This is a genomic window from Marinobacter salexigens (genome assembly GCF_018860765.1).
GTDB classification, from domain to species: Bacteria; Pseudomonadota; Gammaproteobacteria; order Pseudomonadales; family Oleiphilaceae; genus Marinobacter; species Marinobacter salexigens_A.
The window spans coordinates 787,075-813,909 of the sequence record NZ_JAHKPV010000001.1 but is presented as its reverse complement, the minus strand read 5'-3'; the positions used below and the strand labels follow the sequence as shown (position 1 = coordinate 813,909).

The 26,835-nt window shown below is 54.8% G+C and carries 24 protein-coding genes; 15 read left to right on the top strand and 9 right to left on the bottom strand.

Translation table 11 applies throughout. From position 1 onward, the window contains the following. Positions 1-188: 188 nt before the first annotated feature. From KO508_RS03670 to gshB, 7 genes are read right to left on the bottom strand one after another with little or no spacing between them, the layout of a single operon-like run. On the bottom strand, positions 189-1,490 hold the full coding sequence (locus KO508_RS03670) for a dihydroorotase (RefSeq protein WP_216006952.1): 1,302 nt from the start codon (positions 1,488-1,490) through the stop codon (positions 189-191). Further along, positions 1,487-2,518: an aspartate carbamoyltransferase catalytic subunit gene (locus KO508_RS03665; protein ID WP_216006951.1), complete on the bottom strand. Its 1,032-nt coding sequence runs from the start codon at positions 2,516-2,518 to the stop codon at positions 1,487-1,489. Before KO508_RS03665 ends, KO508_RS03670 begins: the two co-directional genes overlap by 4 nt. Before the next feature lie 27 nt (positions 2,519-2,545). Continuing rightward, on the bottom strand, positions 2,546-3,055 hold the full coding sequence (gene pyrR, locus KO508_RS03660; protein WP_216006950.1) for a bifunctional pyr operon transcriptional regulator/uracil phosphoribosyltransferase PyrR: 510 nt from the start codon (positions 3,053-3,055) through the stop codon (positions 2,546-2,548). Between the two features lie 15 nt (positions 3,056-3,070). Beyond that, on the bottom strand, positions 3,071-3,502 hold the full coding sequence (gene ruvX, locus KO508_RS03655; protein ID WP_216006949.1) for a Holliday junction resolvase RuvX: 432 nt from the start codon (positions 3,500-3,502) through the stop codon (positions 3,071-3,073). Beyond that, the gene (locus KO508_RS03650) at positions 3,495-4,061 is read right to left on the bottom strand and encodes a YqgE/AlgH family protein (protein ID WP_216006948.1); all 567 of its coding nucleotides are present in this window, start codon (positions 4,059-4,061) and stop codon (positions 3,495-3,497) included. Before KO508_RS03650 ends, ruvX begins: the two co-directional genes overlap by 8 nt. Then, positions 4,058-4,924 (bottom strand): energy transducer TonB, encoded by an 867-nt coding sequence (locus tag KO508_RS03645; protein WP_216006947.1) that lies wholly within the window; start codon positions 4,922-4,924, stop codon positions 4,058-4,060. The genes KO508_RS03650 and KO508_RS03645 overlap by 4 nt, the downstream gene beginning before the upstream one ends. A gap of 45 nt (positions 4,925-4,969) precedes the next feature. Continuing rightward, positions 4,970-5,923, bottom strand: coding sequence for a glutathione synthase (gene gshB / locus KO508_RS03640; protein ID WP_216006946.1), 954 nt, complete (start codon positions 5,921-5,923; stop codon positions 4,970-4,972). A 298-nt stretch (positions 5,924-6,221) separates the two neighbouring features. Between gshB and pilG the strand changes: the two genes are divergently transcribed. The 11 genes from pilG (at position 6,222) to znuB (ending at position 21,866) form a co-directional block, all read left to right on the top strand. After that, positions 6,222-6,614: a twitching motility response regulator PilG gene (gene pilG / locus KO508_RS03635; protein WP_216006945.1), complete on the top strand. Its 393-nt coding sequence runs from the start codon at positions 6,222-6,224 to the stop codon at positions 6,612-6,614. A 34-nt stretch (positions 6,615-6,648) separates the two neighbouring features. Continuing rightward, a complete protein-coding gene (pilH, locus tag KO508_RS03630; protein WP_200362581.1) occupies positions 6,649-7,011 on the top strand; it encodes a twitching motility response regulator PilH in 363 nt (120 codons plus the stop codon). Between the two features lie 20 nt (positions 7,012-7,031). Continuing rightward, positions 7,032-7,577 (top strand): chemotaxis protein CheW, encoded by a 546-nt coding sequence (locus KO508_RS03625; RefSeq protein WP_200362583.1) that lies wholly within the window; start codon positions 7,032-7,034, stop codon positions 7,575-7,577. A 93-nt stretch (positions 7,578-7,670) separates the two neighbouring features. Continuing rightward, the gene (locus tag KO508_RS03620; protein ID WP_216006944.1) at positions 7,671-9,746 is read left to right on the top strand and encodes a methyl-accepting chemotaxis protein; all 2,076 of its coding nucleotides are present in this window, start codon (positions 7,671-7,673) and stop codon (positions 9,744-9,746) included. A 27-nt stretch (positions 9,747-9,773) separates the two neighbouring features. Beyond that, the gene (locus KO508_RS03615) at positions 9,774-10,673 is read left to right on the top strand and encodes a CheR family methyltransferase (RefSeq protein WP_216006943.1); all 900 of its coding nucleotides are present in this window, start codon (positions 9,774-9,776) and stop codon (positions 10,671-10,673) included. Between the two features lie 11 nt (positions 10,674-10,684). Next, on the top strand, positions 10,685-18,184 hold the full coding sequence (locus KO508_RS03610) for an Hpt domain-containing protein (RefSeq protein ID WP_216006942.1): 7,500 nt from the start codon (positions 10,685-10,687) through the stop codon (positions 18,182-18,184). Next, complete coding sequence (locus KO508_RS03605) at positions 18,184-19,236, top strand: chemotaxis protein CheB (RefSeq protein ID WP_216006941.1); 1,053 nt, start codon at positions 18,184-18,186, stop codon at positions 19,234-19,236. The genes KO508_RS03610 and KO508_RS03605 overlap by 1 nt, the downstream gene beginning before the upstream one ends. A gap of 11 nt (positions 19,237-19,247) precedes the next feature. Next, positions 19,248-19,706 carry a chemotaxis protein CheW gene (locus KO508_RS03600; protein ID WP_216006940.1) on the top strand — a complete coding sequence of 153 codons (459 nt, stop codon included), beginning with the start codon at positions 19,248-19,250 and terminating at the stop codon, positions 19,704-19,706. Positions 19,707-19,782: 76 nt separating this feature from the next. Next, positions 19,783-20,274: a Fur family transcriptional regulator gene (locus KO508_RS03595; RefSeq protein WP_216006939.1), complete on the top strand. Its 492-nt coding sequence runs from the start codon at positions 19,783-19,785 to the stop codon at positions 20,272-20,274. After that, positions 20,267-21,055: a zinc ABC transporter ATP-binding protein ZnuC gene (gene znuC / locus KO508_RS03590; protein ID WP_216006938.1), complete on the top strand. Its 789-nt coding sequence runs from the start codon at positions 20,267-20,269 to the stop codon at positions 21,053-21,055. Before KO508_RS03595 ends, znuC begins: the two co-directional genes overlap by 8 nt. After that, the gene (gene znuB / locus KO508_RS03585) at positions 21,042-21,866 is read left to right on the top strand and encodes a zinc ABC transporter permease subunit ZnuB (protein ID WP_216006937.1); all 825 of its coding nucleotides are present in this window, start codon (positions 21,042-21,044) and stop codon (positions 21,864-21,866) included. The genes znuC and znuB overlap by 14 nt, the downstream gene beginning before the upstream one ends. Before the next feature lie 19 nt (positions 21,867-21,885). On the opposite strand, the gene KO508_RS03580 is transcribed toward znuB, so the two are convergent. Then, positions 21,886-22,968, bottom strand: a complete 1,083-nt coding sequence (locus tag KO508_RS03580; RefSeq protein ID WP_216006936.1) for a patatin-like phospholipase family protein — start codon at positions 22,966-22,968, stop codon at positions 21,886-21,888. A 205-nt stretch (positions 22,969-23,173) separates the two neighbouring features. Between KO508_RS03580 and KO508_RS03575 the strand changes: the two genes are divergently transcribed. Continuing rightward, positions 23,174-24,241, top strand: coding sequence for a GGDEF domain-containing protein (locus tag KO508_RS03575; RefSeq protein WP_216006935.1), 1,068 nt, complete (start codon positions 23,174-23,176; stop codon positions 24,239-24,241). On the opposite strand, the gene KO508_RS03570 is transcribed toward KO508_RS03575, so the two are convergent. Continuing rightward, positions 24,238-25,161 (bottom strand): alpha/beta fold hydrolase, encoded by a 924-nt coding sequence (locus KO508_RS03570; RefSeq protein WP_216006934.1) that lies wholly within the window; start codon positions 25,159-25,161, stop codon positions 24,238-24,240. The genes KO508_RS03575 and KO508_RS03570 overlap by 4 nt on opposite strands. A 210-nt stretch (positions 25,162-25,371) precedes the next feature. On the opposite strand from KO508_RS03570, the gene folE reads away from it, so the two are divergent. From folE to KO508_RS03555, 3 genes are read left to right on the top strand one after another with little or no spacing between them, the layout of a single operon-like run. Then, complete coding sequence (folE, locus tag KO508_RS03565; protein ID WP_216006933.1) at positions 25,372-25,941, top strand: GTP cyclohydrolase I FolE; 570 nt, start codon at positions 25,372-25,374, stop codon at positions 25,939-25,941. A 24-nt stretch (positions 25,942-25,965) separates the two neighbouring features. Beyond that, entirely contained in the window at positions 25,966-26,340 is a 375-nt protein-coding gene (gene folX / locus KO508_RS03560; RefSeq protein ID WP_216006932.1) for a dihydroneopterin triphosphate 2'-epimerase, read from the top strand. 35 nt (positions 26,341-26,375) lie between these two features. Beyond that, entirely contained in the window at positions 26,376-26,813 is a 438-nt protein-coding gene (locus tag KO508_RS03555) for a CoA-binding protein (protein WP_216006931.1), read from the top strand. The last annotated feature ends 22 nt before the right edge of the window (positions 26,814-26,835 follow it).

Genomic DNA, 26,835 nt, shown 5'->3' with positions numbered 1-26,835 from the left:
TTTGGCCAGTGTGTCGCTGTACAAGCAGGGCCGCATCTATTTGCGGCAACAGTATGCCGACAACCGCAAGAATACGTTGGCACAGGTGCCCTCCCTCAAGGGCTTTTTGAGCAAAAATTTGGAATATGTGATGGTGTCGACAGAGGTTAGCCAACCCCTGCCGCATTTCTATGCAGGCGGTATGGTTTTTAAGCTCCGCCCCACGCCTCTCGACCCTCGGCCAACGTAAGCCTAACCACTCCGGGCAACGGTTGGCCAAGTACAGGCGCATGATGCCCCGCCGAGGCTAAAGACTGGCTACTTGGCGTCCAATCAGCGTCTGGATCGAATACGCACAGGTCGGCTATCTCATCTTGGCTGATCGAGGCAGGTAAGCCGATGACCGATGCTGGGCCGGATGTAAGCCCGCGAACCAGCTCAGCAAGGCTTAACTCGCCCCGCTTAACTAGCCCAAGGCCCAACGACAACACGCTTTCGATGCTGGAGAGGCCTGGTTCAGTGTCTGGTAACGGCGCCTGCTTGGCAGCACTTTCATGGGGCAAGTGCTGGCTTACAATGGCATCAATCACTCCTTCGCGAACCCCTGCTACCAATGCCTTACGGTCAGTCTCTGAACGCAGCGGTGGGCGCAAGTGGAAGCGACTGTCAAAACCTGACAGGGCATCTTCTGTAAACACAAGCTGGTGCATGGCTACGTCTGCGGTTACGGAAATCCCCCGGCGGCGCGCGTCAGCAAGCATTTCTACACTGCGCCCGCAGGAAAGTTGACTCAGATGCAGCTTTACACCGGTTTCTTCGGCAAGCAGTAGCATTTCCATAACGGATGCAGTTTCTGCCACTTCCGGAATGCCCAGCAAGCCGAGGCGAGCTGTTATCAGGCCATCATGGGCATAGCCGTCTGCGGCTAAGGACTGGTTTTCCGGGCGCAGCATCACGGTCAGTCCAAACGTTTGGGCGTAAGCCATACAGCGGCGCAGCACTCGGGCATTACTTACGCCACGGGAGCCATTGCCCAAGGCAATACAGCCAGCGGCGGCTAGACCCGCCATGTCGCTGAGCATCTCGCCCTCAAGGCCTCGAGTTAACGCACCTACGGGCAAAACACGGATAGGCGAGCCTGCGTCGGCACCATCTTGGATCAGGTGAGTAACGGCCCGAGAGTCGTTAACGGGCGAGGTTTCTGGCGACGCACAGACTGTCGTAAAGCCGCCTCGGGCAGCGGCTCTTGTTTCCGAAACTATATTGCCCTTCTGGCCATTGCCCGGCTCGCGCAGGTTGCAATACAAATCAACAAACCCAGAAGTAATCACGCAGCCTTTGGCATCAAACCTTTGGTCGGCGTCGGCAGTTTCAGCGGCCTCTCCGGTAGCGGCAATGCGTCCGTTTCGTATCAACAAAGCGCGATTTGGAGTTTCACTGCCATGGCCATCAAGTAAGCGGCCGCCGGTAATTTTAAGGCTGGCACTGGAGGATAGTGTGTTGCCGCTCATGCCAGACCTCTCTCATTCAACTCGCTCAATTCGTTCAATTTTTGCTGGCGCTCGGCGACCTGCCCACCCATCGCCATGGACATCACCGCCATGCGGATAGCTATGCCATTAGTTACTTGATTCAAAATAACCGATTGCGGGCCATCCGCGACCGCTGATTCAATCTCTACACCTCGGTTAATCGGCCCGGGGTGCATCACGATGCACTCTGGGTGCGCCAGCGCCAACTTGTCTTGGCTCAACCCATAAAGCCGGTAAAACTCCCGCTCGCTAGGCAGTAACGCCCCCTCCATGCGCTCTTTTTGCAGGCGCAGCATGATAACGACATCCAGATCTTTCATACCCTTGGCCATATCGTATTCCACAGTGCAGCCGAGGCTTTCGACATCTCTTGGCAGGAGGGTTCCGGGCGCAATAACTCGTATTTGCTCGGCGCCCAGCTCATTCAGGGCGCGGATCTGGGAGCGAGCCACCCGAGAGTGCAAAATATCCCCCACTATGGCGACTTTTAAGCCTTCAAAGCCGCCTTTGTGTTGCCGGATGGTCAACATATCCAGCATGGCCTGAGTGGGATGTGCATGGCGACCATCGCCCGCGTTGATAATGGCGACCCCGGGGGTCACACTTTGGGCAATAAAGTGCGGGGCTCCGCTTTGGGCATGGCGCACTACGAACATGTCGCTAGCCATGGCCTCAAGGTTGAGAAGCGTGTCTGAAAGCGATTCGCCTTTAGAGGTGGCCGAGGTATTAATGTCGAGGTTGAGTACGTCTGCCGAGAGCCGCTTGGCAGCAAGCTCAAAGGTGCTGCGCGTGCGGGTGCTGGCCTCAAAGAACAAGTTGACCACTGTACGGCCTCTTAGAAGAGGCACCTTCTTGATGCTTCGCTCGCCAACTTCGATAAAAGAGTCGGCGGTATCGAGTATGTCGGTCAGCAGCTCTCTGCCTAAACCGTCCAGAGTCAGGAAATGCCGCAATTGGCCGTCCCGGGTTAGCTGTAAGTGATTAGGGGAAGCTGCATTTGCGGTCATGATTTGCCTGCTATCGAGTTCGGGGGTTTACTGCTCGGTTTCCTGAAGCTCTATCCGGAGCGGGTCTGGGCCACGCAGCTTCACACGCTGCTGCACACCCAAGGTCAGCGACTGCCCGGCCACATCAGGCTGAATAGGCAGTTCACGGGCACCTAGATCGATCAAAGTGGCGAGTATGATACTGGCTGGGCGACCATAATCGAACAGCTCATTCATCGCAGCCCTTATAGTGCGGCCGCTCATGATGACATCATCAACCAGAATAATGTCCCGGCCTTCGGTATCGAAAGGCAGGCTTGAGGGCGTCACTTTCGGGTTGAGACCAATTCGGCTGAAATCATCCCGATAGAAGGAAATATCCAACTCGCCGAACGGCTCTTCAATTCCCAAGCGCTTACCAATAATGTCCGCGACCCAGACACCACCCGTGCGAATACCAATAAGCACCGGCGACTCAATACCTCGCTCGTTAAGCAGGCCACGTAGCCCCGCTTCCAACTTATCCATCAGCTGGTCTACATCAAGCAATGCGCTCATTCCATCCTCACTGTGTTATTCACTTTGCAGGCGACACCATGTTTCCAATATCAGCACGGCTGCACGGTCATCCACTCCGTGGCGACCATAATCCCGGCTACCACCGGCAGCCATTACTTGGCCTTTGGCCTCGTAGCTGGTCAAGCGCTCATCTACCATTTCTACTGGAACATGAAAGCGTCCGTGCAGGCGCTTGCCAAACTTGCGGGCACGGCCACACATATCGTTTTCGCTGTCGTCCATATTCAGAGGCAAGCCCACCAGCACCAGATCCGGCCGCCACTCCACCAGCAGTTTCTCAAGCTGGCTCCAATCAGGGGTTCCGTTATCGGCAGGAATCATGGCGAGAGGCTGACCTGTACCAAGCAGTTCTTGCCCGGTAGCCGCACCAATGCGGCGCAGGCCGAAATCGAATGCCATAACACTGCGTTGGCCGACTTTAGGCATGCCCCACCGTTTCGCTAAGCTGGTTGAGATCAATGCCAATCAGGTCCAGAACCGCTTTGTAGCGATCAGCCCAAGGTGTTCGAAACAAAATCTCGGTGTTTGCCGGGCAAACCAACCAGGCATTGCTGCCCAGCTCTTCTTCTAGCTGCCCTTCTCCCCAACCGGAATACCCCAGCACCATCAAAAACTCTGGTGGGCCTTCGTTTCGCCCAATGCTCGCAAGTATGTCGCGGGATGTGGTGAGCATAGCGTCGTTGGCCACCTCGGCCGTATTCTGCCAACTGGCGCCCGGTGGGTGCAGAACAAAACCCCGTTCCTGCTCAACCGGGCCACCACTAAAAACCGGTAGATCGAGCTCGCCACCCTGAAGGTCAAGCTGCTCCAGAATTTCTCCCAAATGAATATCCAGAGGCTGGTTGATCATTAAACCAAGCGCGCCATCATCTGAGTGTTCGCACAGGTAAACAACCGCTCCATGAAACCGAGGGTCGGCGAGATAGGGTGAGGCCACCAGAAAGTGGTGTTTAAGACTGTGCGGAGAGTGTTTAGATGCCGTCATCCGGATGAGAGCCCCCGTTGCTGGAACGACCAAGTACGTATGATCTCCAGTTCGTCCACGTCTTTTTTCATGTCGTCAGGAAAGGGTGCGAAGGGTGCAGCCATCCTGACAATCCGAATCGCCGCATCGTCGAGCAGAGTGCTTCCTGACGATTGCAGAATAGCTACTTCCTTGATGGAGCCATCTTTCTGCATGGAAACCAGCATACGCAAGGTGCCATAAACTCCCGCACGGCGAGCTTCAGTGGGATAGTTGATATTGCCAACCCGCGTCACCTTACTCACCCAATTCTGCACATACCAGGCATTGGTGGACTTTAAGGTGGAAGCGGCCGTTACCCGCATAACTCTGGGTTTACGGGCGTAGGCTTGTTGCTGGGCATCAAAGCGAGCCTCAAGACTGGCGATCTCCAGACTGCGATCCATCAAGCTTTTCTTTTCCCTTACCGGCAGAGGCTCGTCTTCCGGTTCGGTGGACTGTTCAGGCTGCTGAACCTGTCGGCTTGAGCGGCTTTCAGTCTGCACAACCGCCCGTTCCTGACGACGCACCGGCTCAACCTGTGCCCTTGGTTCCGGTTGCACTTGCGCAACCTCAGGCTGCCTGATCTCAGAGGGTTGCGGCGTGGTCATTTCCAGCACCTCTTCTTCCGTGCCACTACCCTGCTGATTGGTCTGCGCCAGAAAGTCGGCCTTCTCCGGTGCCTGTTCATCATCAAACTGCGACAGGGTTATCTCCATGGTCTGGGCAGACGAACGCGGCGACTCAGGCGCAAAGGTAATTCCCAGCACCACAACCGCATGCACCACCAGTGCCATGAATAACGTGAAGGAAAACCTATCGAACTCGCTCACCTGCACCGTCATTAATACGCCCGTTTCTGTCGTTGGCCCTGATCCATGGTATACCCGTCAGTTCTGGTTAAGACGCTTTTCAACGGCGTCCATCAACATACTCCCGATGTCTGTTCCAAAAGTATCGTCCAACTCCCGGATACAGGTCGGACTGGTCACGTTAATTTCGGTCAGATAATCGCCGATCACGTCCAGTCCAACAAACATCAAACCTTTTTCCTTGATTACCGGCGCTACCCGCGCACAGATTTCGCGGTCACGATCTGTCAGCTCACGACCTTCACCTCGGCCACCGGCCGCAAGATTGCCGCGATTTTCGCCTTGCGAAGGAATTCGCGCAAGGGAATAAGGCACTGCCTCGCCCTCAATCATCAAAATCCGTTTGTCACCGTCGCTGATTTCCGGAATGAACTTCTGGGCCATGGCCTGATACTCACCATTGTTGGTGAGGGTTTCAATAATCACACCCAAATTGAAGTCATTCTCCTTGACGCGAAAAATAGACTGGCCGCCCATGCCGTCCACCGGCTTCATAATAATGTCGCCATGCTTCGCGTAAAACTCCCGAAAGCGCTTCGATGAGCGGCTTACCAGCAAAGGTGGGGTCAAATCCTCGAACTGCGTAGCAAACAGCTTTTCGTTGCAGTCTCGCAGAGTCGCCGCCGGATTAACCACCAACGCACCTTGCTGTTCGGCAGATTCAAGAATATAGGTGGCAATCAGGAATTCACGATCTACGGGCGGATCCTTGCGCATCAAGATAACATCGAGATCGCCAAGCGCGCGATCTCTGTCAGCACCAAAGCTGTACCAGTCATCAGGATCTTTTCGGACCGTTAGGCTGCGCGTGGAAGCCATAGCCCTGCCACCTTCCATATAGAGGTCAGGCAATTCCATGTATTCGATTTCCCAGCCACGGTTTTGCGCTGCCAGTAGCATCGCCAAAGAGCTGTCTTTTTTGAAGTGGATATCCTGAATCGGATCCATCACTATCCCGAGTCGAACTGTCATAGTGCCCCTTGCGCTCCTGAGGAGTGAAAAAACAGAACCGGTCTGCAGAGCGAACCGGACAATAAGTGCTATGCTAGGAAATCAGATGGTATTGTACCCGAGCCGTGAATGCATCCCGAGAAATCTCTGGTAAATTACGTGATGTTGCAGGCATAAGTACATTTGGTCACAAAGTAATACTTTTTATCAGGCCATCAATAATCTATAAATGGGCGGGGTTTACAGAAGAACCTTAAGATTTATGTTAAAACCCTCGTTTGAACACAATGACAGTCGCTGAGCGCAAGGCACCTGGACAATGGATGACAACTTCGAGAACTTGAAGATCATGGTGATCGACGATAGCAAAACCATCCGTCGCACCGCAGAAACCCTCCTGAAAAAGGTTGGCTGTGAGGTTATCACCGCGACAGACGGTTTTGATGCTCTGGCAAAGATTGCCGATTCGCAGCCGAACATCATTTTTGTGGATATCATGATGCCCCGTCTGGACGGCTACCAGACCTGTGCGCTCATCAAGAATAATTCCTCATTTAAAAAGACACCCGTTATCATGCTATCCAGCAAGGACGGGCTGTTCGATAAGGCTAAGGGTCGCATCGTCGGCTCTGACCAGTACCTGACCAAACCGTTCAGCAAGGATGAGCTGCTCAATACGATTCGTCACTACATACCCGTGACGCCACAGTAAACCCTGCTGACACTAAAGAACCATCGAGGAACCAATGGCTCGCATTCTGATTGTTGACGACTCTCCTACCGAGGTTAAGAAAATCTCCACCATTCTGGAAAAGCACAAACACGAAGTGCTTACAGCCGACAACGGCGCAGATGGTGTTGCCAAGGCTCGCGCTGAGACTCCAGATCTGGTGCTCATGGATGTGGTTATGCCTGGCCTTAACGGCTTTCAAGCGACCCGCCAGCTAACCCGAGCTCCAGAAACGGCTTCCATTCCGGTGATTATTGTCACCACCAAGGATCAGGAAACCGACCGTGTTTGGGGCACCCGTCAGGGCGCCAAAGGGTATCTGGTTAAGCCGGTAAACGAAGACGACCTGATCAAAACAATCAACAATCTGATTGGCTGATCCCCAACTGTGGAGTAAGCATGTCCGCACAGGCCGCCCCTTTTACCGTTCTGACGGATATCGCCCGACGTAGCCGATCCATGGCAGCTGGCCTACCCGAACAGGAAGAAGCCGTTGAACTTTGGAACGGCATCGGCTTTGTTCTTGCAGGCGAGCGCTATGTGGCTCCCATGGGTGAGGTCACTGAAATACTGCACGTACCCCGGTTTACGCATATTCCGGGAGTTCGGCCGTTTCTCATGGGGGCTGCCAACGTTCGCGGGCGCCTCCTCCCTCTGGTTGACCTCGCCAACTTCTTCGACATTCCCCGCTCTTCCCGTAACCAAAGGGAACGGCGGGTTCTTGTCATTGAGCAGGGGGATATTTTCAGCGGGTTAGTCGTCGATTCCGTATTGGGTATGCAGTACTTTGCAACCGACAGTTTCAAGGCAGCACCTGCTGGTGTGCCTGAAAACGTTCAGCCGTTTGTCGCAGGCGGTTATGAACGAAACGAAGAAGTCTGGAAAGTGTTCTCCGCCGTCGACCTGCTCGAAGACGAACGCTTTCTTGACGTCGCACAGTGGTAAGGGTGATGACAGTGGCAGGAAAAACACCCTGACTGCCTGAAACCTAATTAAAAACAACTTGCCAAATTCCAGATAGAGGCCGGGAGCCAGAAAATGAAAAACAGAGCCGGAAGAATCGGTATGGGTCAGGGGGGCAACAAGCTTGTTGCTGGTCTGATTACCTCACTGATCGCACTCACCGTCCTGCTCGTTGTGGTCCTGTTTATCATTAACAGGGATAGCCAGAACGATCAGGAATATATCGCCAACGCCGCTGAACTCAGGGTGCTGTCACAGGAAATCGCGAAAAACGCGACTGAAGCTGCTGGCGGTACCGCCGAGGCGTTTAACCAGTTGCGTCGTTCCCGCGATGAGTTCCAGCAGCTCTGGTCCAACGTGACCGAAGGCAACCCGGAAACCGGCCTGCCAGCCAGTGAAATGGCCCGCGGAAGCGGCGTTCAACAGCACTGGAATACGGTTCGCGAGAACGCCGACAGCATTCTGTCCACTCGGGACGCAGTGCTGGGCTTGCACGAAGTAGCGCGCACCCTCAACGAAACCATCCCTCAGCTTCAGGTGGAGTACGACGATATCGTACAAATCCTTCTGGATAGTGGCGCTCCGGCGGAACAGATTGCTCTGGCCCAACGCCAATCGCTGCTTGCAGAGCGTATTGTGCGTTCGGTAAACAACGTACTCTCCGGTGATGAAGATGCCGTCATTGCCGCCGACCGCTTCGGCCGTGACGCCAGCTTGTTTGGCCGGGTACTAGAAGGCCAGCTGACCGGAAATCCCAACATGGGCATTTCCAAGGTTGATGATGAAGATGCCATTTATGGTCTTGAAGCGGTTGATGAGCTTTTCGAGTTCATCTCCCAAAACGTAGACGCCATCCTTGAAGCCTCTCCCGACCTCTTCAAGGTACGTACTGCGGCCAGCGACATTTTCCAGAACTCAGAAATTCTGCTTTCAGAACTGTCTGTTCTTGCCGAGAGCTTCCGCGCCCAAAGTGGCTCGCGTCTCATAAGCCCGACCCTAGCCTTTATTATTCTGGCGGCCATGGTCGCGATGGTTGTGTTTATCGGTCTAGCCCTGTATCGGGAAGCTCAAGCTCGTCTGGCGACGACTCAGGAACAAAACGAACAGAACCAGAACGCAATCCTGCGACTGCTCGACGAACTGGCCGATCTGGCTGACGGTGACCTTACCACTGAGGCCACAGTAACCGAGGACTTCACCGGTGCCATCGCTGACTCCATCAACTACGCGATCGACCAGATGCGCGGGCTGGTACAGGCGATTCGTGGTACAGCGGTACGTGTAGCGTCTGCTGCCCAGGAAACCCAGTCTACTGCGATGCACTTGGCAGACGCTTCCGAGCATCAGGCGCAAGAAATTGCAGGCGCCTCTGCTGCGGTTAACGAAATGGCCGTGTCCATCGACCAAGTATCCTCTAACGCTGCTGAATCGTCTGCGGTTGCGGAGCGCTCGGTTGCCATCGCCAAAAAAGGCGCGGAAGTGGTACAGAACACCATTCGCGGCATGGACAACATTCGTGAGCAGATTCAGGAAACCTCCAAGCGTATCAAGCGTCTGGGTGAGTCCTCACAGGAAATCGGTGACATCGTATCCCTGATCAACGACATTGCCGACCAAACCAACATTCTGTCCTTGAACGCAGCTATTCAGGCCTCTATGGCCGGTGACGCGGGCCGAGGCTTTGCGGTAGTTGCGGACGAAGTTCAGCGTCTTGCGGAACGTTCCTCTGCTGCAACCAAGCAGATTGAAGCGCTGGTTAAGACGATCCAGTCTGACACCAACGAAGCGGTTATCTCGATGGAGCACACCACCGCCGAGGTGGTACGTGGTGCACGTCTGGCACAAGACGCGGGTATCGCCCTCGAGGAAATCGAGAACGTATCCATGAGCCTTGCGGAGCTGATCCAGAACATCTCCAACGCGGCACGCCAGCAGTCGTCTTCAGCGGCTCACATTTCCAACACGATGAACGTTATCCAGGAAATCACCTCCCAGACATCGTCCGGTACCAACGCTACTGCGAAGTCTATCGGGAATCTGGCGGAAATGGCTTCCGAGCTTCGGTCCTCCGTTGCCGGCTTTACGTTGCCAGAAGAAGATCTGGCAGGCCACGAAGAAGAGGAAGACAGCAACGTTCCGGTGGTGGGCTGATTTTCAGCCCGAGGCTAATGGCGGTTTATGTCTGAGCCTCATAACGCTCCGTCACCTGCCGAGAGCACCTGGTTTCTGCGCCGTCTTCCTGACATGGACGAGGCGCAGTTCAGCCAGTGGCAAGCACTACTGGAGCACCGTACCGGCATGACGCTGCCTGCAGAGCGCCGCTCGTTTCTGGAAACCAATTTGGCTATCCGGATGCGGGAAATAGGCTGCAGCAGCTATCAGGCCTATTACGAAACGATTGTCTCGGGGCCGGATGCCATACGGGAATGGTCAACGCTGGTTGACCGACTTACGGTGCAGGAAACCCGTTTTTTTCGGGATCCTGATGCGTTCCGACTGGTTGCCGACTACGTTCTTACGCGGCCAAGGGAGCAGTTCCGAAAACGGCCGATTGAGGCCTGGAGTGTTGGTTGCTCGTCCGGCGAAGAACCATACACCTTGGCTATGGTGCTGAACGAATGCATGACGCAACTGGGGCTGCAACCACTGTATGGAGTAACCGGTTCAGACATCAGTACACCGGTTATCGAAAAGGCCCGGACCGGCCAGTTCAATGCCCGCAAACTGCTGGGCATGGAAGAAAACATGAAAACCCGGTACTTCCGCCCGGCCGAGCGGAACACCGTTGAAATTATCGAAAGCATCCGAGAGCGGGTCTGCTTTACCAGACTAAATGTACTGGATCTGGATAAAGCGCCCATGCACGGAATGAATATTATTTTCTGCCAGAACTTGCTGATTTATTTCCGTCGCTGGCGCAGGCGGGACATTGTCAGGCGACTTGCAGAGCGGCTGGCGCCCGGGGGACTACTGGTTCTGGGCCAGGGAGAGCTGACCGATTGGCAGCCCCCGGGTCTTCAAAAGGTACCCTCGGAACATGTACTGGCGTGGATAAAACGCCAGACTGACGAAGAATAACCGGAGAGGTTATGGGCAATCACCATGACAGCATCGCCCTCGACTGGGTTCGGGGCGAAATACAGGACACGCTGACCCAAGGTCAGCATGCGCTTGAAGCGTATGTCGAAAATCGTGACGACACGGCACGCCTGCGCTTCTGCCTGAATTATCTCCATCAGGTGCATGGCACCCTGCAGATGGTTGAGCTTTACGGTGCGGCCCTGCTGACCGAAGAAATGGAAAAGCTCACTCAGGCGGTACTGGATAACAGCGTCACCAGCGTGGACGAAGCCGTTGCGGTACTGATGCAGGCCATTCTGCAGCTTCCACAGTATCTGGAGCATCTGGCCAGTAGCCAAGATGATTTCCCCATGGTGCTGCTACCTCTGCTGAACGATCTCCGGGCAGCACGCGGTGATTCCCTGCTTTCAGACACGTCGCTGTTCAAGCCCGATCTGGCCCCCTCACGCATGAAGGTGGCGAGCAGTGTCTCGCAGCGGCTGCAGGATCCCACGGTGCTTGGCCATATTCGCAAGCTTCGGCAAATGTACCAGTTTGCGCTTGCGGGTATTGTTCGCGAAGAAGATCTCGACGCCCAGTTCGCATACCTACAAAAGGTTATCCACAGACTGATTCGCTTGTGCCAGAGAACTCCGCGTGGGGAACTCTGGAAAGCAGCAGCTGCCTTCGTGGAAACTCTTCAGGCAAAAGCCAACCCGGTTAACGCAGCGGTAAAATCCCTGCTGCGGGAGCTCGATAGTGAAATCCGCCGCCTTACCGATGAGCACGCAGACATTCTCGCGCAGCCAGCGCCCGATGCCCTGCTCAAGCACCTGCTCTATTACGTGGCACGGGCGCGGGATTTGGATTCCGAAAACGTCCGGGATCTACGCAACCGCTACCAGCTAGGCGAGGCCCTGCCGTCTGACGACGATGTGGTCGCTGCCCGAAACCGTGTCTCCGGCCCAGGCCGTGAAGCGATTCACTCTGTTGTCAGCGCGCTCAACGAAGAGCTTGCCAAACTTAAAGACCAGCTAGACCTGTTTGTGCGGTCAGAGCTGCGCCAAAATAGCGAACTTGAAGACCTTCTTCCCGGCTTGGTGCAGGTGGGTAATACGCTCGCTGTACTGGGCTTAGGTATACCGCGAAAGGTTATTACCGACCAAATCGAGCTTATAGAAAAACTGAGTGTCCAGAATGAATTAGTCGATGACGGCACCATGATGGACATAGCCGGGGCTCTACTTTACGTGGAAGCCAGCCTTGCCGGGCTCGACAGTGACCGGCAACCGGAGTCTTCCGAAAGCAACATTGATCATCTACCAGACACTCAGGGTTCTCGCGAGCTCGGCGAGGCCAGCAGTGCGCTATTGAGGGAATCCCGCAACACGCTGGAGCAGGTAAAGTCATCGGTCATCAACTTTATTGCCTCCCAGTGGGACGTTCGGGAAATCGAACACGTTCCCGGCCTGCTTCACAGCATTCGTGGCGGCCTGAGCTTGGTGCCATTGGAGCGCGTGGCCAGCATGCTAGCCTCTGCTGAACGCTACATTTCAGATGTACTGCTTAGTGACCGACACGTTCCGGACTGGAAGCAGCTCGACACCCTTGCCGATGCAATCACCAGTATCGAGTACTACCTTGAGCGACTGGCAGAAGGCATCAGTGATAACGAAGATATTCTGCGCATCGCAGAAGAGAGCCTTGCAAGCCTTGGCTTCCCGGTAGGCGAGGAACCCACCTGGGGCACAGAGCCCGCAGCGGAAGAAATACCAGTTGTAGAGCCTGCTACGGCTGAAGATGCAGCCATCGCAAGTGGCACAGTGCAACAACCCGAAACCAAAGGCTCCGATGAAGAACTTTTGGACGACGAAATTCTCGGCATTTTCGTAGAAGAAGCCGAAGAAGTCCTGGAGACAATCTACGAATTTTACCCGCGTCTCCGTCAAAACCACGACGACCGTCCGGCACTGACCGAGGTCCGCCGCGCGTACCACACGCTCAAAGGCAGTGGTCGTTTAGTTGGCGCTACCAGCCTTGGCGAACTTGCCTGGTCGGTGGAAAACCTACTGAACCGAGTCATTGATCAAAGCATCAAGCCTAACGACGACCTGTTCTCATACATTGATGAAGCGAATGCTCGCATTCCCTCGTTGATTCATGAGTTCCGCGACGGCCAAACCACGGGGGACGTTGCCGAGTTGATTGAGCGTGGCGAAGCCATGGCAACAACCCGCCGCAGCGAAGGCGAACAGGCTGAAGCGCCAGAAACCAATGAAACCCTGCATGAGATGCCCGTTGTTGAGACTCCTCCCGAGCCAGTAGTAGCTGCCAGTTCGGAACAACAGGACGACTTGATCGACGACGAAATTCTGGAGATCTTTGTCGAAGAAGCGGGCGAGGTTCTGGATACCATCCGTGAATACCTGCCCATGCTGCTACGCCAACACGATGACCGTAGCGCACTTGCTGAAGTCCGCCGTGCCTATCACACGCTCAAAGGCAGCGGCCGTATGGTCGGTGCTCTGGTTGTGGGAGAGCTTGCCTGGTCGGTAGAGAACCTACTGAACCGTGTGATCGACGGCAGTACCTTCATGAACGACGACATTGCTCGTCTGCTGGAAGACGCCACCGAAGTTTTCCCGGCTCTGGTCAGTGATTTTGAAAACCATCAGCCGCCTTCGTTTGATACTTCAGGTCTGGAGGCGCGAGCGAAAGCGCTTGCGAACGGCGAAATCCCGGATGCCAGCACCATGCCTGTCGCCGACGTCGATGGCGTATCTGGCTCGATTGAAATAGAAGACACTGAAGCCGAGCACTACGAGGAGGATGAAGCTGCCGATCCGGTGTTACTGGATATCTTCGAGAGCGAAACAGAGACCCATTTGCAAACCCTCAAAGAGTTTCTGGTATCTGCTGGCGACAAAATTAGCGTGTCCTACACCGATAACCTGTCACGGGCACTGCATACTCTCAAAGGCAGCGCGCATACAGCAGGCATAGGGCCTATTGCAGCGGTTATTGCGCCGCTTGAACGCTTCGTAAAAGAGTCCCGCGCCCAGAATCTGCGCGCCGACCGTGACGTGCTTTCGCTGATTGAAGCGGCCTGCGAATTCCTGACACAAGGACTGGCCCAGATACGCAAGCAACCCCAAGCCTCGTTGCCCGGCACCGACGAGTTTTTGGAAAAGCTGGAGCGCATCTCGAACGACACACTCCACAGCTACAGCGAAGATACCAGCTGTAGTACCCAACCGGCGCCTTCTCAGCTGGTTCAGCTATTCCTAAATGAAGGATTGGACGTCGTTCTCGATGCCGATCTTATTCTCGCGGAATGGGCACAAAACCCTCAAGACCAGAATCCGCTTCAGCGCCTCACAGCAGAGCTGACACAGCTTACCGACTCTGCATCGGACGCTGGGCTGCCGGATGTCGCAGCTTTGTCAGAAGCCTTGCAAGAAGTTTACGTGACCGTCGCCGCCCGGAACGAAACACCGGATGAACCGTTCTTCGCAACCATGCGCAACGCCCACGACCATCTGATCAATATGATGGATCAGGTTGCCGCAGGTTTGGCCACCGAATCTGGCGATGAACTGGTGACCGAGCTTGAAGCACTGACCGCATCTCTTTCCGAAGCCGACGAAAGTACGAGCGCCTTCGACCAAGAGTTCACAGAAGATCTGGAAGAAATCGACCTCAGCTTCGACATGGACGAGCTTGATCGCTCTGTTGCTGATGAAACCAGCAAAGAGCCGCAGTCGACGTCCGATCTACCTCTTCCTGAAACCGACTGGGCAGATGACGACGATGCCGAAGTCTCTGACAGTGAATTGGATGACGAACTCGCAGAGATTTTCCTTGAAGAAGCGCGGGAACTCATCAACAGCACGGCGGAAGCCCTGCAGAGCTGGAGCGAAGCTACCGGCAATCTAGACCTACTGCGCCTGCTGCAGAGGGACCTTCACACCTTGAAGGGTGGCGCTCGCCTTGCCGATATTTCAGCAGTGGGCGACTTGGCCCATGAACTTGAAAACCTGTTTGAAGGGCTAACCGAAAAACGGCTGTCTGTTAACGAAGAGTTGTCAGACCTTCTATTCCGTTGCCATGACCGGTTGGCAGCTATGGTGGACAGCCTGGATGCCAAAGAGCTGCCGCACCCTGCGCCGGATCTCATCAGTGAAATCCACGCTTACATGGATAACACTGACAGCTCGCGGCCAGTTACAGATGTGACGTTACCCGTTGAGCCGAACAGCATCGAATCCGATGATGTCTTGCCGCCGATGCTGGAGCTTGAAGAGACAGAAGCGCCGGAAACGGAAGAGGTCGGAACCGATCTCTCACACATGGACCCAGAACTCATCGGCATCTTCCTTGAAGAGGCCTATGACCTAATCAATTCAACAGGCAGTGCCCTGCACACCTGGAGTGAGGATCCATCTAATCGTTCAGTTGCCGCAGAACTTCAGCGCGACGTTCACACCCTGAAGGGTGGCGCTCGCATGGCTGGCGTTGAGGCCATTGGTGACCTAACCCACGTGCTCGAAGATCTATTCGAGAAAGTGGCCGAAGGCCAGCTAGAAGCCAGCAGTGCCATGAACGACGTACTGTTTGCCTGTCACGACCGTCTAGCGCAAATGGTTGAGCAAGTTGCAACCCAAAAGCCCTGCCCGCCCGCCGTCGATTTGGTGAATCAGGTTGAGGCTATTCTCAGTGGCGAACCTGTTCCCACCGAAGCAGAGTCTACCGACATTGAGACTCCTACAGCCGTTCCTGAAATCACGCCAGCGGACGCTGACGCCGAAGATGAACACAACGATATCGCCAACATTTTTCTGGTTGAAGGCCATGAAATCCATGATGCCATCAGCGAATGCCTAGACCAATGGCGTGACGATCCTCAAGCGATGAATGGCACTGCGCAGCTTCAGCAAGAACTGCACACCCTCAAAGGTGGCGCCCGGCTGTCTGATGTTGACCCCATTGCAGAGTTGGCAGAAGCCTGGGCAGGCGCACTTGATCTTCTCATGTCGACCCCGGGCAACCAGAAGCTTCTGCTCACTCTAAGCGGGCGTGGGCTGGATAACCTGAAGGCCATGCTTGATGAGCTGGCGCAAGGGAAGGAGCCGGTAGCAGAGGCTGACCTACTTGCAGCGTTCGGCAGCGCACAGTTACTGGACACAGAAAGTCAGGATGCGCCTCAGGAAGAAGAGGCAAGTGCCGATCAAGACGCCATCGATCCGGAGATTTTAGAGATATTTCTGGAAGAAGCTGGCGAGATCATGGACCAGTTGGAGCAGCTTCTTGCCGACTGGCACAAAGACCCAGCCAATAGCCATTTCAATCAGGAAGCACAGCGCGCACTCCACACTCTGAAAGGCGGCGCCCGTTTATCCCAGCTCTCCCAGCTGGGTGACAAGGCCCACAGTTTCGAGACACGCTTGATTAATCTGGGCGGTGAGGCTCCCGATGACAATCAGTGGCAAGCCATTACCGAGTATCACGATGGCATTATTGCGCTGGTTGCGGATATACGCGGGCGCTATGAATCGAATGCAGCAACTATTGAACCCGAGGCCGAAGCGGCACCTGCGGTTCAACCTCCGGCACAGCCGGAGGTTCAGATTAAACCGGCTCCCAAGCCTGCCCGAACTAAGGCTCGAAATAGAGCGGCGGACGCCCAGCGTGCCGCTCAGGAAACCATACGGGTGTCCGCACCATTGCTGGATGAACTGGTTAACCTGGCCGGTGAAACCAGTATTACCCGTGGCCGACTAGAACAGCAAAGCAGTGATTTCGGCCATACCTTGGATGAAATGGCCGCGACCATCGAGCGTTTGCGTGAACAGCTACGCCGGATGGAAATCGAAACTGAGGCACAAATCCTGTTCAGTGCCGAGAAAGAACATGGCCCGGATTATGGGGACGACTTCGATCCGCTGGAAATGGACCGATACTCATCCATCCAGCAGTTATCGCGGGCACTAACGGAATCCTCCTCAGACCTTGCGGATTTGCGCGAGACGCTGGCTGACAGGGTTCGGGATACAGAAACGCTGCTGGTTCAGCAATCTCGTATCAATACCGAACTTCAGGAAGGTCTGATGAAGACCCGAATGATTCCGTTTGCCTCCATGGTCCCGCGCCTACGCCGGATAGTGCGTCAGATCAGTGGCGAATTGGGCAAGAAAGTTGAATTTGATGTTCGCAATGCCGAAGGCGAAATGGATCGCAACATTCTGGAGCGTATGATTGCGCCGCTGGAGCACATGTTGCGCAACGCCATCGACCACGGTATCGAGAGCCCAGCTGATCGTAAGAAGCAGGGTAAAACGGAAGCAGGCGAAGTTACCTTATCTCTGGCCCGCGAAGGCGGCGATGTAGTCCTGCGCATGGTGGATGACGGTGCTGGCATACCTTCTGACGTCATCCGAGATAAAGCTATTCGTCAGGGGCTATTGCGTGAGGATGAAGATCTTTCCGAACGTGAGATTCTCCAGTTTATCGTACAACCCGGTTTCTCGACCGCGCAGAATGTCACCCAGATCTCCGGTCGCGGGGTTGGCATGGACGTGGTGGCCAGTGAAATCAAACAACTTGGCGGCAGTCTGGACATTGAGTCACAGGTTGGCCGGGGCACTGTATTTACTGTGCGACTGCCGTTTACCGTTTCGGTAAACCGGGCCCTGATGGTATCCACGGGTGAAGATTTTTACGCCATCCCGCTCAACACCATCGAAGGTATCGTCCGGGTTAGCACGTACGAGCTTGAGGAATATTACAAGCCGGATGCCCCCATGTACGAATACGCAGGTCAGGAGTACCGCTTGCAGTATTTGGGCAGCCTGCTGAACAGCGACCACCACCCCAAACTACAGGGCCAAGCCTTGCCGCTGCCGGTGATTCTGGTTCGTGGTGCAGAACAGCCCATGGCACTTCAGGTAGACAACCTGATGGGCAGCCGAGAAATTGTTGTTAAATCACTAGGCCCACAATTCGGTACTGTTCGAGGCGTATCCGGTGCCACCATTCTGGGTGATGGTAACGTGGTGGTGATTCTTGATCTGCCGGCCATGATTCGTTCCGATATATTGTCCGAGCGCCAGCGTCTAACCGAACTGGAAAAAGTTCGGGAATCCGCCCGCTTTGAAGAACGGCCCACCGTTGTCATGGTGGTGGACGACTCGGTTACCGTGCGCAAGGTGACCTCGCGCCTACTTGAACGTAACGGTATGGAAGTTATCACGGCAAAAGATGGTCTGGATGCGGTGGCGCAACTGCAGGATCACAAGCCGGACATCATGCTTCTGGACATTGAAATGCCGCGTATGGATGGCTTTGAGGTTGCCAGCTTCGTGCGGCACGATGACAGCCTGCGCGATATGCCAATTTGCATGATCACCTCCCGAACCGGCGAAAAGCACCGTGAACGGGCACTGGCTATCGGCGTCAATGAATATCTCGGTAAACCGTTCCAGGAGTCCGAGTTGCTGAAGACCATTGAACGGCTAACCGGTAAGCAGTAATGGCCGGCCAAAGCGGTCGGGCTCAGGTTGGAATCGTGTCGGACATTGTCCTGCAGCGGCATCGACTGCAGGCAGCTGCCGCCAAGTTCGGCCTTGATGTTTGTTTCTCCGGAGACCCGGAGCGGTTGCAGGGCCACCCCGACTTCCCGGAAGCCGGGCTCTGGCTGGTAACACTGGAAGATGAAGCAGACCACCCGGCGCTGTTTGACTACCTTCTGGAGAATACCGAAGCGCCGGTTCTGTTCGGGCTGGACCAAGCTCCCAGTTCTGGCACCACAGATTACTTTCGCTGGGAGCGGAGGTTACTGGGCAAGCTCGAGCAGCAATTGGGGGATCTTGCCCAGCTGGACTCCAAAGCCAGCATCGAAGAACTTGAGGTGCGGGTTCCGGAAAGCCCGGTATCATCCGAGCTGCCAAAGTGGCTCACACCGGCGGTTCCCGGCTCTGTGGCCAATGAAATCTGGGTGTTATCTGCCTCGCTTGGTGGCCCTGCCGCGGTGAAAGCTTTTCTCGACAGACTGCCGCCGGGCCTGCCAGTGGGTTTCGTGTACGCCCAGCATATTGACGGTAATTTTGCCGAGGTACTCACCCGGGTGCTTGGCCGCCATGCCCATTACAAGCTGCGGCATGCGGAAGAGAACTACAGAGTGAAGAATGGTGATGTGGTGCTGATGCCGGTTGAGCACGAATGGAAGTTTGATACGACCGGTGTACTAAAAGAACAGGACACACCTTGGCCCGGGCCCTATAGCCCCTCTATTGATAAGGTGTTACTGAATACGGCCGATCATTATGGCGCTCACTGCCATGCAATCCTATTTTCCGGCATGGGTAATGATGGTGCAATCGCAGCACCTTTACTAAAAGCTTATGGAAGCCGAATCTGGGTGCAAGAAAGCACCAGTTGTGGCAACAGCTCAATGCCGGATTCCGTCGCTGCCACAGGCTGTACCACCTTCTGCGGTACACCCGAACAGCTGGCCCGGGAACTGGTTAAAACCATCGAAGAATCCTGCTTGCTCAAAGGCAGGCAGAAACGGGGCTCCGCCTGAGGACACAAGCAATGAACGAGAACAGCCAAACCCTCTCCTGCGTCATGATACCCGTGAGCGGGCGACAGCTTTTACTGCCTAACGTATCCATTGCCGAGGTGGTGGACTATGCCAGCAACGATGCTGGCACCGGAGCACCCGACTGGCTTGCAGGCTACCTCGATTGGCGAGGGCTGAGCTTACCGGTTATCTCTTACGACGCGGCCAATGGCGGCTATTTGACTGTACCCGGTGAAAACCGTGGTCGGATTTTGGTGCTCAACAGCGTTAGCTCCAACAAAAAGCTTCGCTTTTTGGCTCTGATTACTCAGGGCATTCCCAGCCAAGTTCGAATTGGGCAAGAGCAGATCAAACAACTCGAGGCTGAAAATGGGCCTGCCGATTTAATGCTGGTAGACGTTGATGGCGAAACAGCTTGGATCCCCAATTTAGACTATCTTGAAACCCTTGCCAGTGAATCTTTGGCCTAAACTCTGGGTATTTGTCGTCTTGGCATCTGGGCACCTGCAAATGTTATAATGTTGCAAACCTTGCAGGATTCCGATTATGCCTTCCCGCGCGCTCCCGTACCGCCCTCACAACCACGATGCTTGTGTCAGTCAGGCGCTGGCTGAAGCCAGAGCCATTTGCCAACAACAGAATGCCCGCCTAACGCCCACGCGCGAGCGGGTTCTGGAACTCATCTGGCAATCCCACAAGCCGCTCGGTGCCTACGACGTGCTGGCAAAGCTGACCTCCGAGGGCCATAACGCTGCGCCACCAACGGTCTACCGGGCTCTGGATTTTCTTCAGCAATACGGTCTGGTGCACCGGATAGCATCCCTCAACGCTTTCACTGGCTGCACTCATGCCGGTGAACACCACACTGGGATGTTCCTTATCTGCCGTGCCTGCGGCAACGTACTCGAGTTGATGGAATCATCTGTAACCACCGCCATCGAGAATGCCGCCAGAGCTGAAGCCTTTCAACCCGAAGCAATAACACTGGAGGTAGCAGGTCTGTGCCCCGGTTGTCAGGCGAACCAGCATCATGAGTGAAGTTCTGGTTGCTATCGAAGACCTTACTGTGAGGTTTGGCGACCGTTTGGTTGTTGATCGGGTGAATTTATCGCTGCACCGGGGTGACATCATTACCATCATCGGCCCCAACGGTGCGGGTAAAACCACGTTGATCAAAACCATTCTGGGCATACAGGTACCTACCAGCGGTCGTATCATGCGTGCACAGAATCTGGCTATCGGGTATGTGCCCCAACATTTAAGTTTGGAAACAACCCTCCCCCTGAGCGTCAAACGTTTTATGTTGCTCAGTGGCCAGTCGCTTGCAGAGTGTGAGTCTGCACTGGCAAGAACCGGCGTTAGCCATCTACTCAAAGCATCGGTGCACCATTTGTCCGGGGGCGAGCAACAGCGTCTTCTGCTGGCCAGAGCCTTGGTGCGCAAGCCCGACCTTCTGGTGCTTGATGAGCCAGCTCAGGGAGTTGATATCAACGGTCAAGCCGCGCTTTACGATCTTATCCGCCAGCTAAGAGACGAGCTTAACTGTGGCGTTATCATGATATCCCACGACCTGCATTTGGTTATGGCTGCTACCGACAAGGTTATCTGCCTGAACCAACACGTATGCTGCAGCGGCTATCCCGCGGACATCTCGCACGACCCGGCGTTTATTGAAACCTTTGGCCGACCAGTGGCCGACTCGCTGGCGGTGTACCACCACCATCACAACCACAGTCATGACCTGCACGGTAACGTTGTTGGCTCGGGCACATCCCATTCAGCCACCGGGCATGAGGAGTGTAGCCATGAGCATCATTGATACGCTACTGAATGACTTCTTCTGGCGGGCGCTTATTGGTGGCCTAGGAGTGGCGCTGATCGCGGGGCCCTTGGGCTGTTTTGTGGTATGGCGAAGAATGGCGTATTTCGGAGATACTCTGGCCCATTCAGCATTACTGGGAATAGCCCTGAGCTTTTTGATCAGTGTTCCGCTGCATCTCGGGGTGATCATTACCAGTGTAATTTTGGCCATGGCTTTGATGCTGTTCTCTCGCAACAAAACACTCGCAACCGACACACTTTTAGGCATTCTCGCCCACAGCGCTCTGGCCATCGGTTTGGTTGCACTCAGCTTTATGCCGAGCGTGCGGATCGATCTGACTGGCCTTTTGTTTGGCGACCTACTGGCCATGACCCGCAACGACCTGTTGTGGATTTACGGCGGTGCTGTTTTGATTCTATCGCTGCTAACCGTTCTCTGGCGCGGCTTGCTCATGAGCACTATCCACGAAGAGTTGGCCCGGGTGGAAGGCATACCTGTCGAGCGCCTGCGCCTGCTGTTGATGCTGATGTTTGCGATCGTGATTGCGGTTGCCATGAAGATGGTGGGGGTTCTACTGATTACCGCATTGCTGATTATTCCGGCAGCCACGGCACGCCGCTTGGCCAATACCCCGGAACAAATGGCGGCCCTAGCGGTCCTGTTCGGATTTATTGCTGTGGCAGGTGGTCTAAGCCTGTCGTGGCATTTGGACACGCCAGCAGGCCCCTCCGTTGTAGTCACAGCTTTCGCTACGTTTCTAGTCGTTTATGGCAGCGCTGGCCAGTTATCAGCGCGCCCTTCTGCCTGAGCAGCGAGCTGCCCAGCCGTCATAACGGCTGAAGGGCATCCACCAGACGGCCTGTTTCTAGCAGTTCAAGAAACTCGTCTCCCAGGCGCTCGCTCTCGGCAATGGCTCTGCGCCATGCGCGTTCCCGACCGCTGTCATTTCCTAAGTAGGTTTCGAAATCCTTACGGTCTGGCAGCTTGCCGTCCGGTAGGCGCTCCAGATAGTCCGTGGAAGGTGCCACTAGCAGTACATCCTGCAAGCGAGTTGCATCTCCACGGCGCCAAGGCAGCGTTTTATCAAACCACCCGGGTACCACGCGGTTGGTAAAGTGCGGGTATAGAACCACGCCCGGCTGCTCGTATGGCAAATCAAGGTGGTAGTCCAGCAGCCCGCCATCTCGATATATACCATTCGGGGCCCCCGGAATATCCCGAACACCGGACATCACCATAGGAATGGATGCAGATGCAAGAAGGGCAGGCAGCAAGTTTTCGCGGCTCAAGGGTACTTCGTAGCTGCGAAAGTCAGACAACGGCGACAATGGCGCCTTCAGTCTGGCGTCATGAAGTATCCCACGCTCCATAAATCGCCCCAGATGCCGCCGACCTACAGCGTTGGCTCCGATGGCAGTCATCAAACCAAAGCTTAGCCGGGCTCTAGTATCCGGCTCCAGCATGCCCAAACTGCGCACAACGACCACGTTCAAGCGATACCAGGGATGCGTAAGGATATAATCCTCCCGCCCACCGATCAGTTCATCGAGAAACAAAGTGCTTTGACGAGTTACGTCGGCAGCACTGACACCTTTCGCAAACCTTTGGGATGTATACAGCTCCGCTAGCCGGGTCAGTTGGGCACTCGGGTCGTCCGAAGAGGCAATAGCCGCAAACCGCCAGCTACCAATAGACGAACCGATCAAAGAGCGCTCTTGCTCAACCCGAGGTAGCCAGTCACCGAAAATAGCCTTGTCCAAACCACTAAGACCGAGAGCTTTGGGGCCACCGGCTGCTCCGGGTATTACGTGTACATCATCCGGCGTTAGGGGCTTTTCCTGTAACCGCTGCAGGGTTCGTCGACCCGCCCGGATAGTAAGTGCGGGAGCGCGAGTGTGGATGGCGGTCATAAGGGTTTCCCATCAGGGTTCGGCATGAATGATAACCAGATAACAAGAATATTTTAACGGAGTGGTCATACGGGGCCAACTGAACAACACTAATACTACCAATAAACAAACAGTTCAGATGTACAAAGGATTACCCATGTTAAACTCGGAAACAGACCCGGTCACAGACGCGGGGCGACTTAACAACACCTAGCTGGAGTGTTCTGTGAACACGTTTTCTTCTATCGAGCATTCATCCACTAACCCAACCCTCGCCGTGCTTGGTTTCAAACGTCAACTGGTATACCACCTGCACTTGTGGGCATTCATTGCCGTGGCTCCGCTTGTTGTAGTGCAATGGCAGCACCATCATTTTCTACTCTCCGGCCTGTTAATCCTCTTCTGTGTTAACGCACTTGCTGTGATCGCCCTGTTGCGACTGCGTGACACCTATTTCCTAAAAGGCAGACTATTCCCGCTGCTCGCCGTTGTGAGTGCCGCCTATTCAACAGCTATTAACGGGCATTCAGGCCTGTACTGGGCTTACCCGGCGGCATCCGCGCTTTTTTTCTTGCTGCCTCTACGGGAAGCCATTGCCAGCAACATCATTTTTGTCACCACTATGGCTGTGGTTTCTTTCCTGAAATTTCCCGAGACCGATTTCTGGCGTATTACCTTTTCGCTAGGCCTTACTTGCGTGTTCTCTATGATTTTTGCTTGGCTGGTGGGGAAGCTCCAGAACGAACTGAGCCGCGTGGCAACCACCGACCCACTAACTGGGTGCCTCAACCGATCGCAATTGGCTGATATTCTGAATAGCCAAATCCAGATGCGTGAACGCTATGAACGGCTGTCGAGCCTGATTCTACTGGATCTCGATCACTTTAAGCTCATTAACGATCAATGGGGACACCTCGCGGGCGACAAGGTGTTGAAAGAGATGGTTCTAAGATTGCGCAAACGTCTTCGGGAAAGCGATCGACTGTTCCGGGTCGGCGGTGAAGAGTTCATGATCTTGTTACCTGAAACCAACCAGCATGAGTGCAACCTTCTTGCACACCAACTGCTGACTAGCATCAATGCCCGGCCGTTTCTTGAGAACATTAAAGTGACCGCCAGTGCCGGTATCGCAGAAGTCAGCAAGGGCGAGACCTGGTCTGTGTGGCTGAACCGAGCCGATCAGGCGCTTTACGAGGCTAAATCAAGCGGGCGCAATCAGGTTGTCAGCGCCACCAACCAACCGCCATCAGACCACCAAAGCTTAGGTACCCCCCCAACACCGGTAGCAAGTTAGTGTCCCGCTTTGCGCTTGCGAAACTCCCTGTAGGCGGCAAACACCTCCCAAGAGCTCTCAAAATGCGGGTAGTGCCCGACATTCATCAACTGCACCACATCGGGTTCGGGAATCAACTCCTGATAACGCCGGGCCGTGGCCGCGCCCGATACAGGGTCTGCGGCGCCTGAAATAAGGCGCATGGGTTGTTTGGCATTCTGCAACGCCGACACCCAACGGTGGCGGTGGCACCGGCGCTCCTCCATAAAGTGAATAAGTTGGTGCAAGATACCGCGGCCATTATTATAGGTTAGCAGATGCCAAAAATCGTCTGTGTCTTGAGGGCTTGGTCGGTTCTTGCTGCCAAAGAGCTTTAGAAAACTCCGTTCGAAGCTGCGCCGGGTCAACCCCCTACCGAGCAACCCACCCAAGGGGCTACGCAGTAACTTCTGAATCATTAGAGGATTGTGCACTTCAGGAAACAGCGCCCCATTTAAAAAGCAGACGCTGGCGATCTCGAAGGGCAAGACTCCTTCCTGTTCACGGGCCAGCAGTTCTTGGGCAACACTGCAGCCATAGTCATGGGCTAGCAGGTGTATCGATTTGAGCCCAAGCCCTTCCAGCAACCCTTGCATCAAATCTGATTGGTCTTCGATACTGTAAGCGTGCTTGCGGGGCTTATCGGAGAACCCGAACCCAAGCATATCCAAAGCCAGCAAATGGTTGTTCTGTAGCAGCATGGGCCATAGCCGATTCCAGTCCCAGCTTGCCGTGGGAAACCCATGTATCAGGAGCAGTGGCTCACCCTGCCCCGCCATACGGCTGAATATTGCATGGCCCTCGTAGGTAAACCACTTACCTCCCTGTTGCCATTCTTCAAGTGCAATCACCTCGCAACCAGAGGCTACTCGGTCCCGAGTACCCGATTTGTGCTTGTCCATGCCTTGTCCCCGATAACGCCTTCATCGCCTGCGACTTTAGAACAACCCCGCCCCTCCTACCAGAACGGCATAGCAGCGACCTTTAAACTACTATCAGTCAGCGGTCTTTTCCGTGCCTATGGTCGTAAATCGTAGAGATAAAGGGCAAATTCACTTAAGCTTTGGCCCTTATACCCCACCTCCGCACCATTAAGAGAACCGGATATCACTATGACCAAACTCCTTGACGACCTCGCGGGGCACTACCGCGCCATCATCAACGGGCTGGGTGAAGACACCAACCGTGAAGGTCTGCAGGATACCCCCATGCGCGCCGCGAAAGCCATGCAGTTCCTCACCCAAGGTTACCAGCAAGATCTCAACGACCTTGTTAACAACGCTGTCTTTGAATCCACGATGGACGAAATGGTTGTGGTGCAAGACATTGAGCTTTACAGCATGTGCGAGCACCACGTATTGCCGTTTATCGGCAAGTGTCACATCGCCTACCTGCCCCAAGGCCGTGTTTTGGGCCTGTCCAAGTTTGCACGCATTGTGGATATGTACGCCCGCCGCCTGCAGATTCAGGAAAACCTCACACGACAAATCGCTGAAGCGGTTGAGAACGTTACCGGTGCCAAAGGTGTCGCCGTTGTCATCGAAGCCCAACACATGTGCATGATGATGCGTGGTGTAGAGAAACAGAACTCGAAAATGAAAACCTCGATGATGCTGGGCCAGTTCCGCAAATCTCAAGCAACACGCACAGAGTTTTTCAATTTAATCAGCGGCAATCGCTAATCGCGATAGCCTGTTGGAGGCGGCATGACAAAAGTTTCCTGCGACCACAAGGCAAGAGTACAGATAAAGGATTTGCTGCTGCGTGCCTACATAGGCATCAAGGAAGAGGAAATAAACAACCAGCAGGATGTGATCATTAATGTATGCCTGACTTACGATGCAACAGAGGCAATTAACCGTAACGAGATCACTGCGGCGCTCAATTACCGCACCATTACCAAGCAGATTATTGGTCACGTGGACGGCAACCGCTTTGCACTGCTGGAGCGCCTGACTCACGAGGTGCTCAATATCGTTATGGAGCACGGAGCGGTGCAGTGGGCGCAAGTGGAAATCGACAAGCCCCACGCGTTACGCTATGCGGAATCTGTGTCTGTGTGTCTTGAGGCGCACCGTTGATTCAATACCGTTAACGCACCATAGGGACCATCACCATGCCCAACAATCAACCCGATCAAATGCGCGCCATTCTTGAAAGCGTTCGCACCATTGCTCTTGTGGGCGCCAGCGAGAAAACCCACAGGCCCTCTCACGAGGTCATGGAGTATATGCAGCACCACGGATACCGGATGATTCCTGTTAACCCCCGCCTTGCCGGTCAAAAAGTGCTGGGCGAGACAGTGTACGCCGACATTGCCTCTTTGCCAGAACCGGTCGATATGGTGGAACTGTTTCTAGCACCAGAGCGCACGGACGCAGTAATCGATCAGGCGATAGAGCTCAATATCCCGGTGGTATGGCTGCAGATTGGCGTGATCAACGAAGCCGGAGCCGGGCGGGCGGAAGCGGCTGGGCTAAAGGTGGTGATGGACAGGTGCCCGAAGCAAGAGATCCCGCGATTGGGTATCTCCGCAGTAAGTTCTAGAGCTTGAACTGCTATGCAATGGGGCGTGT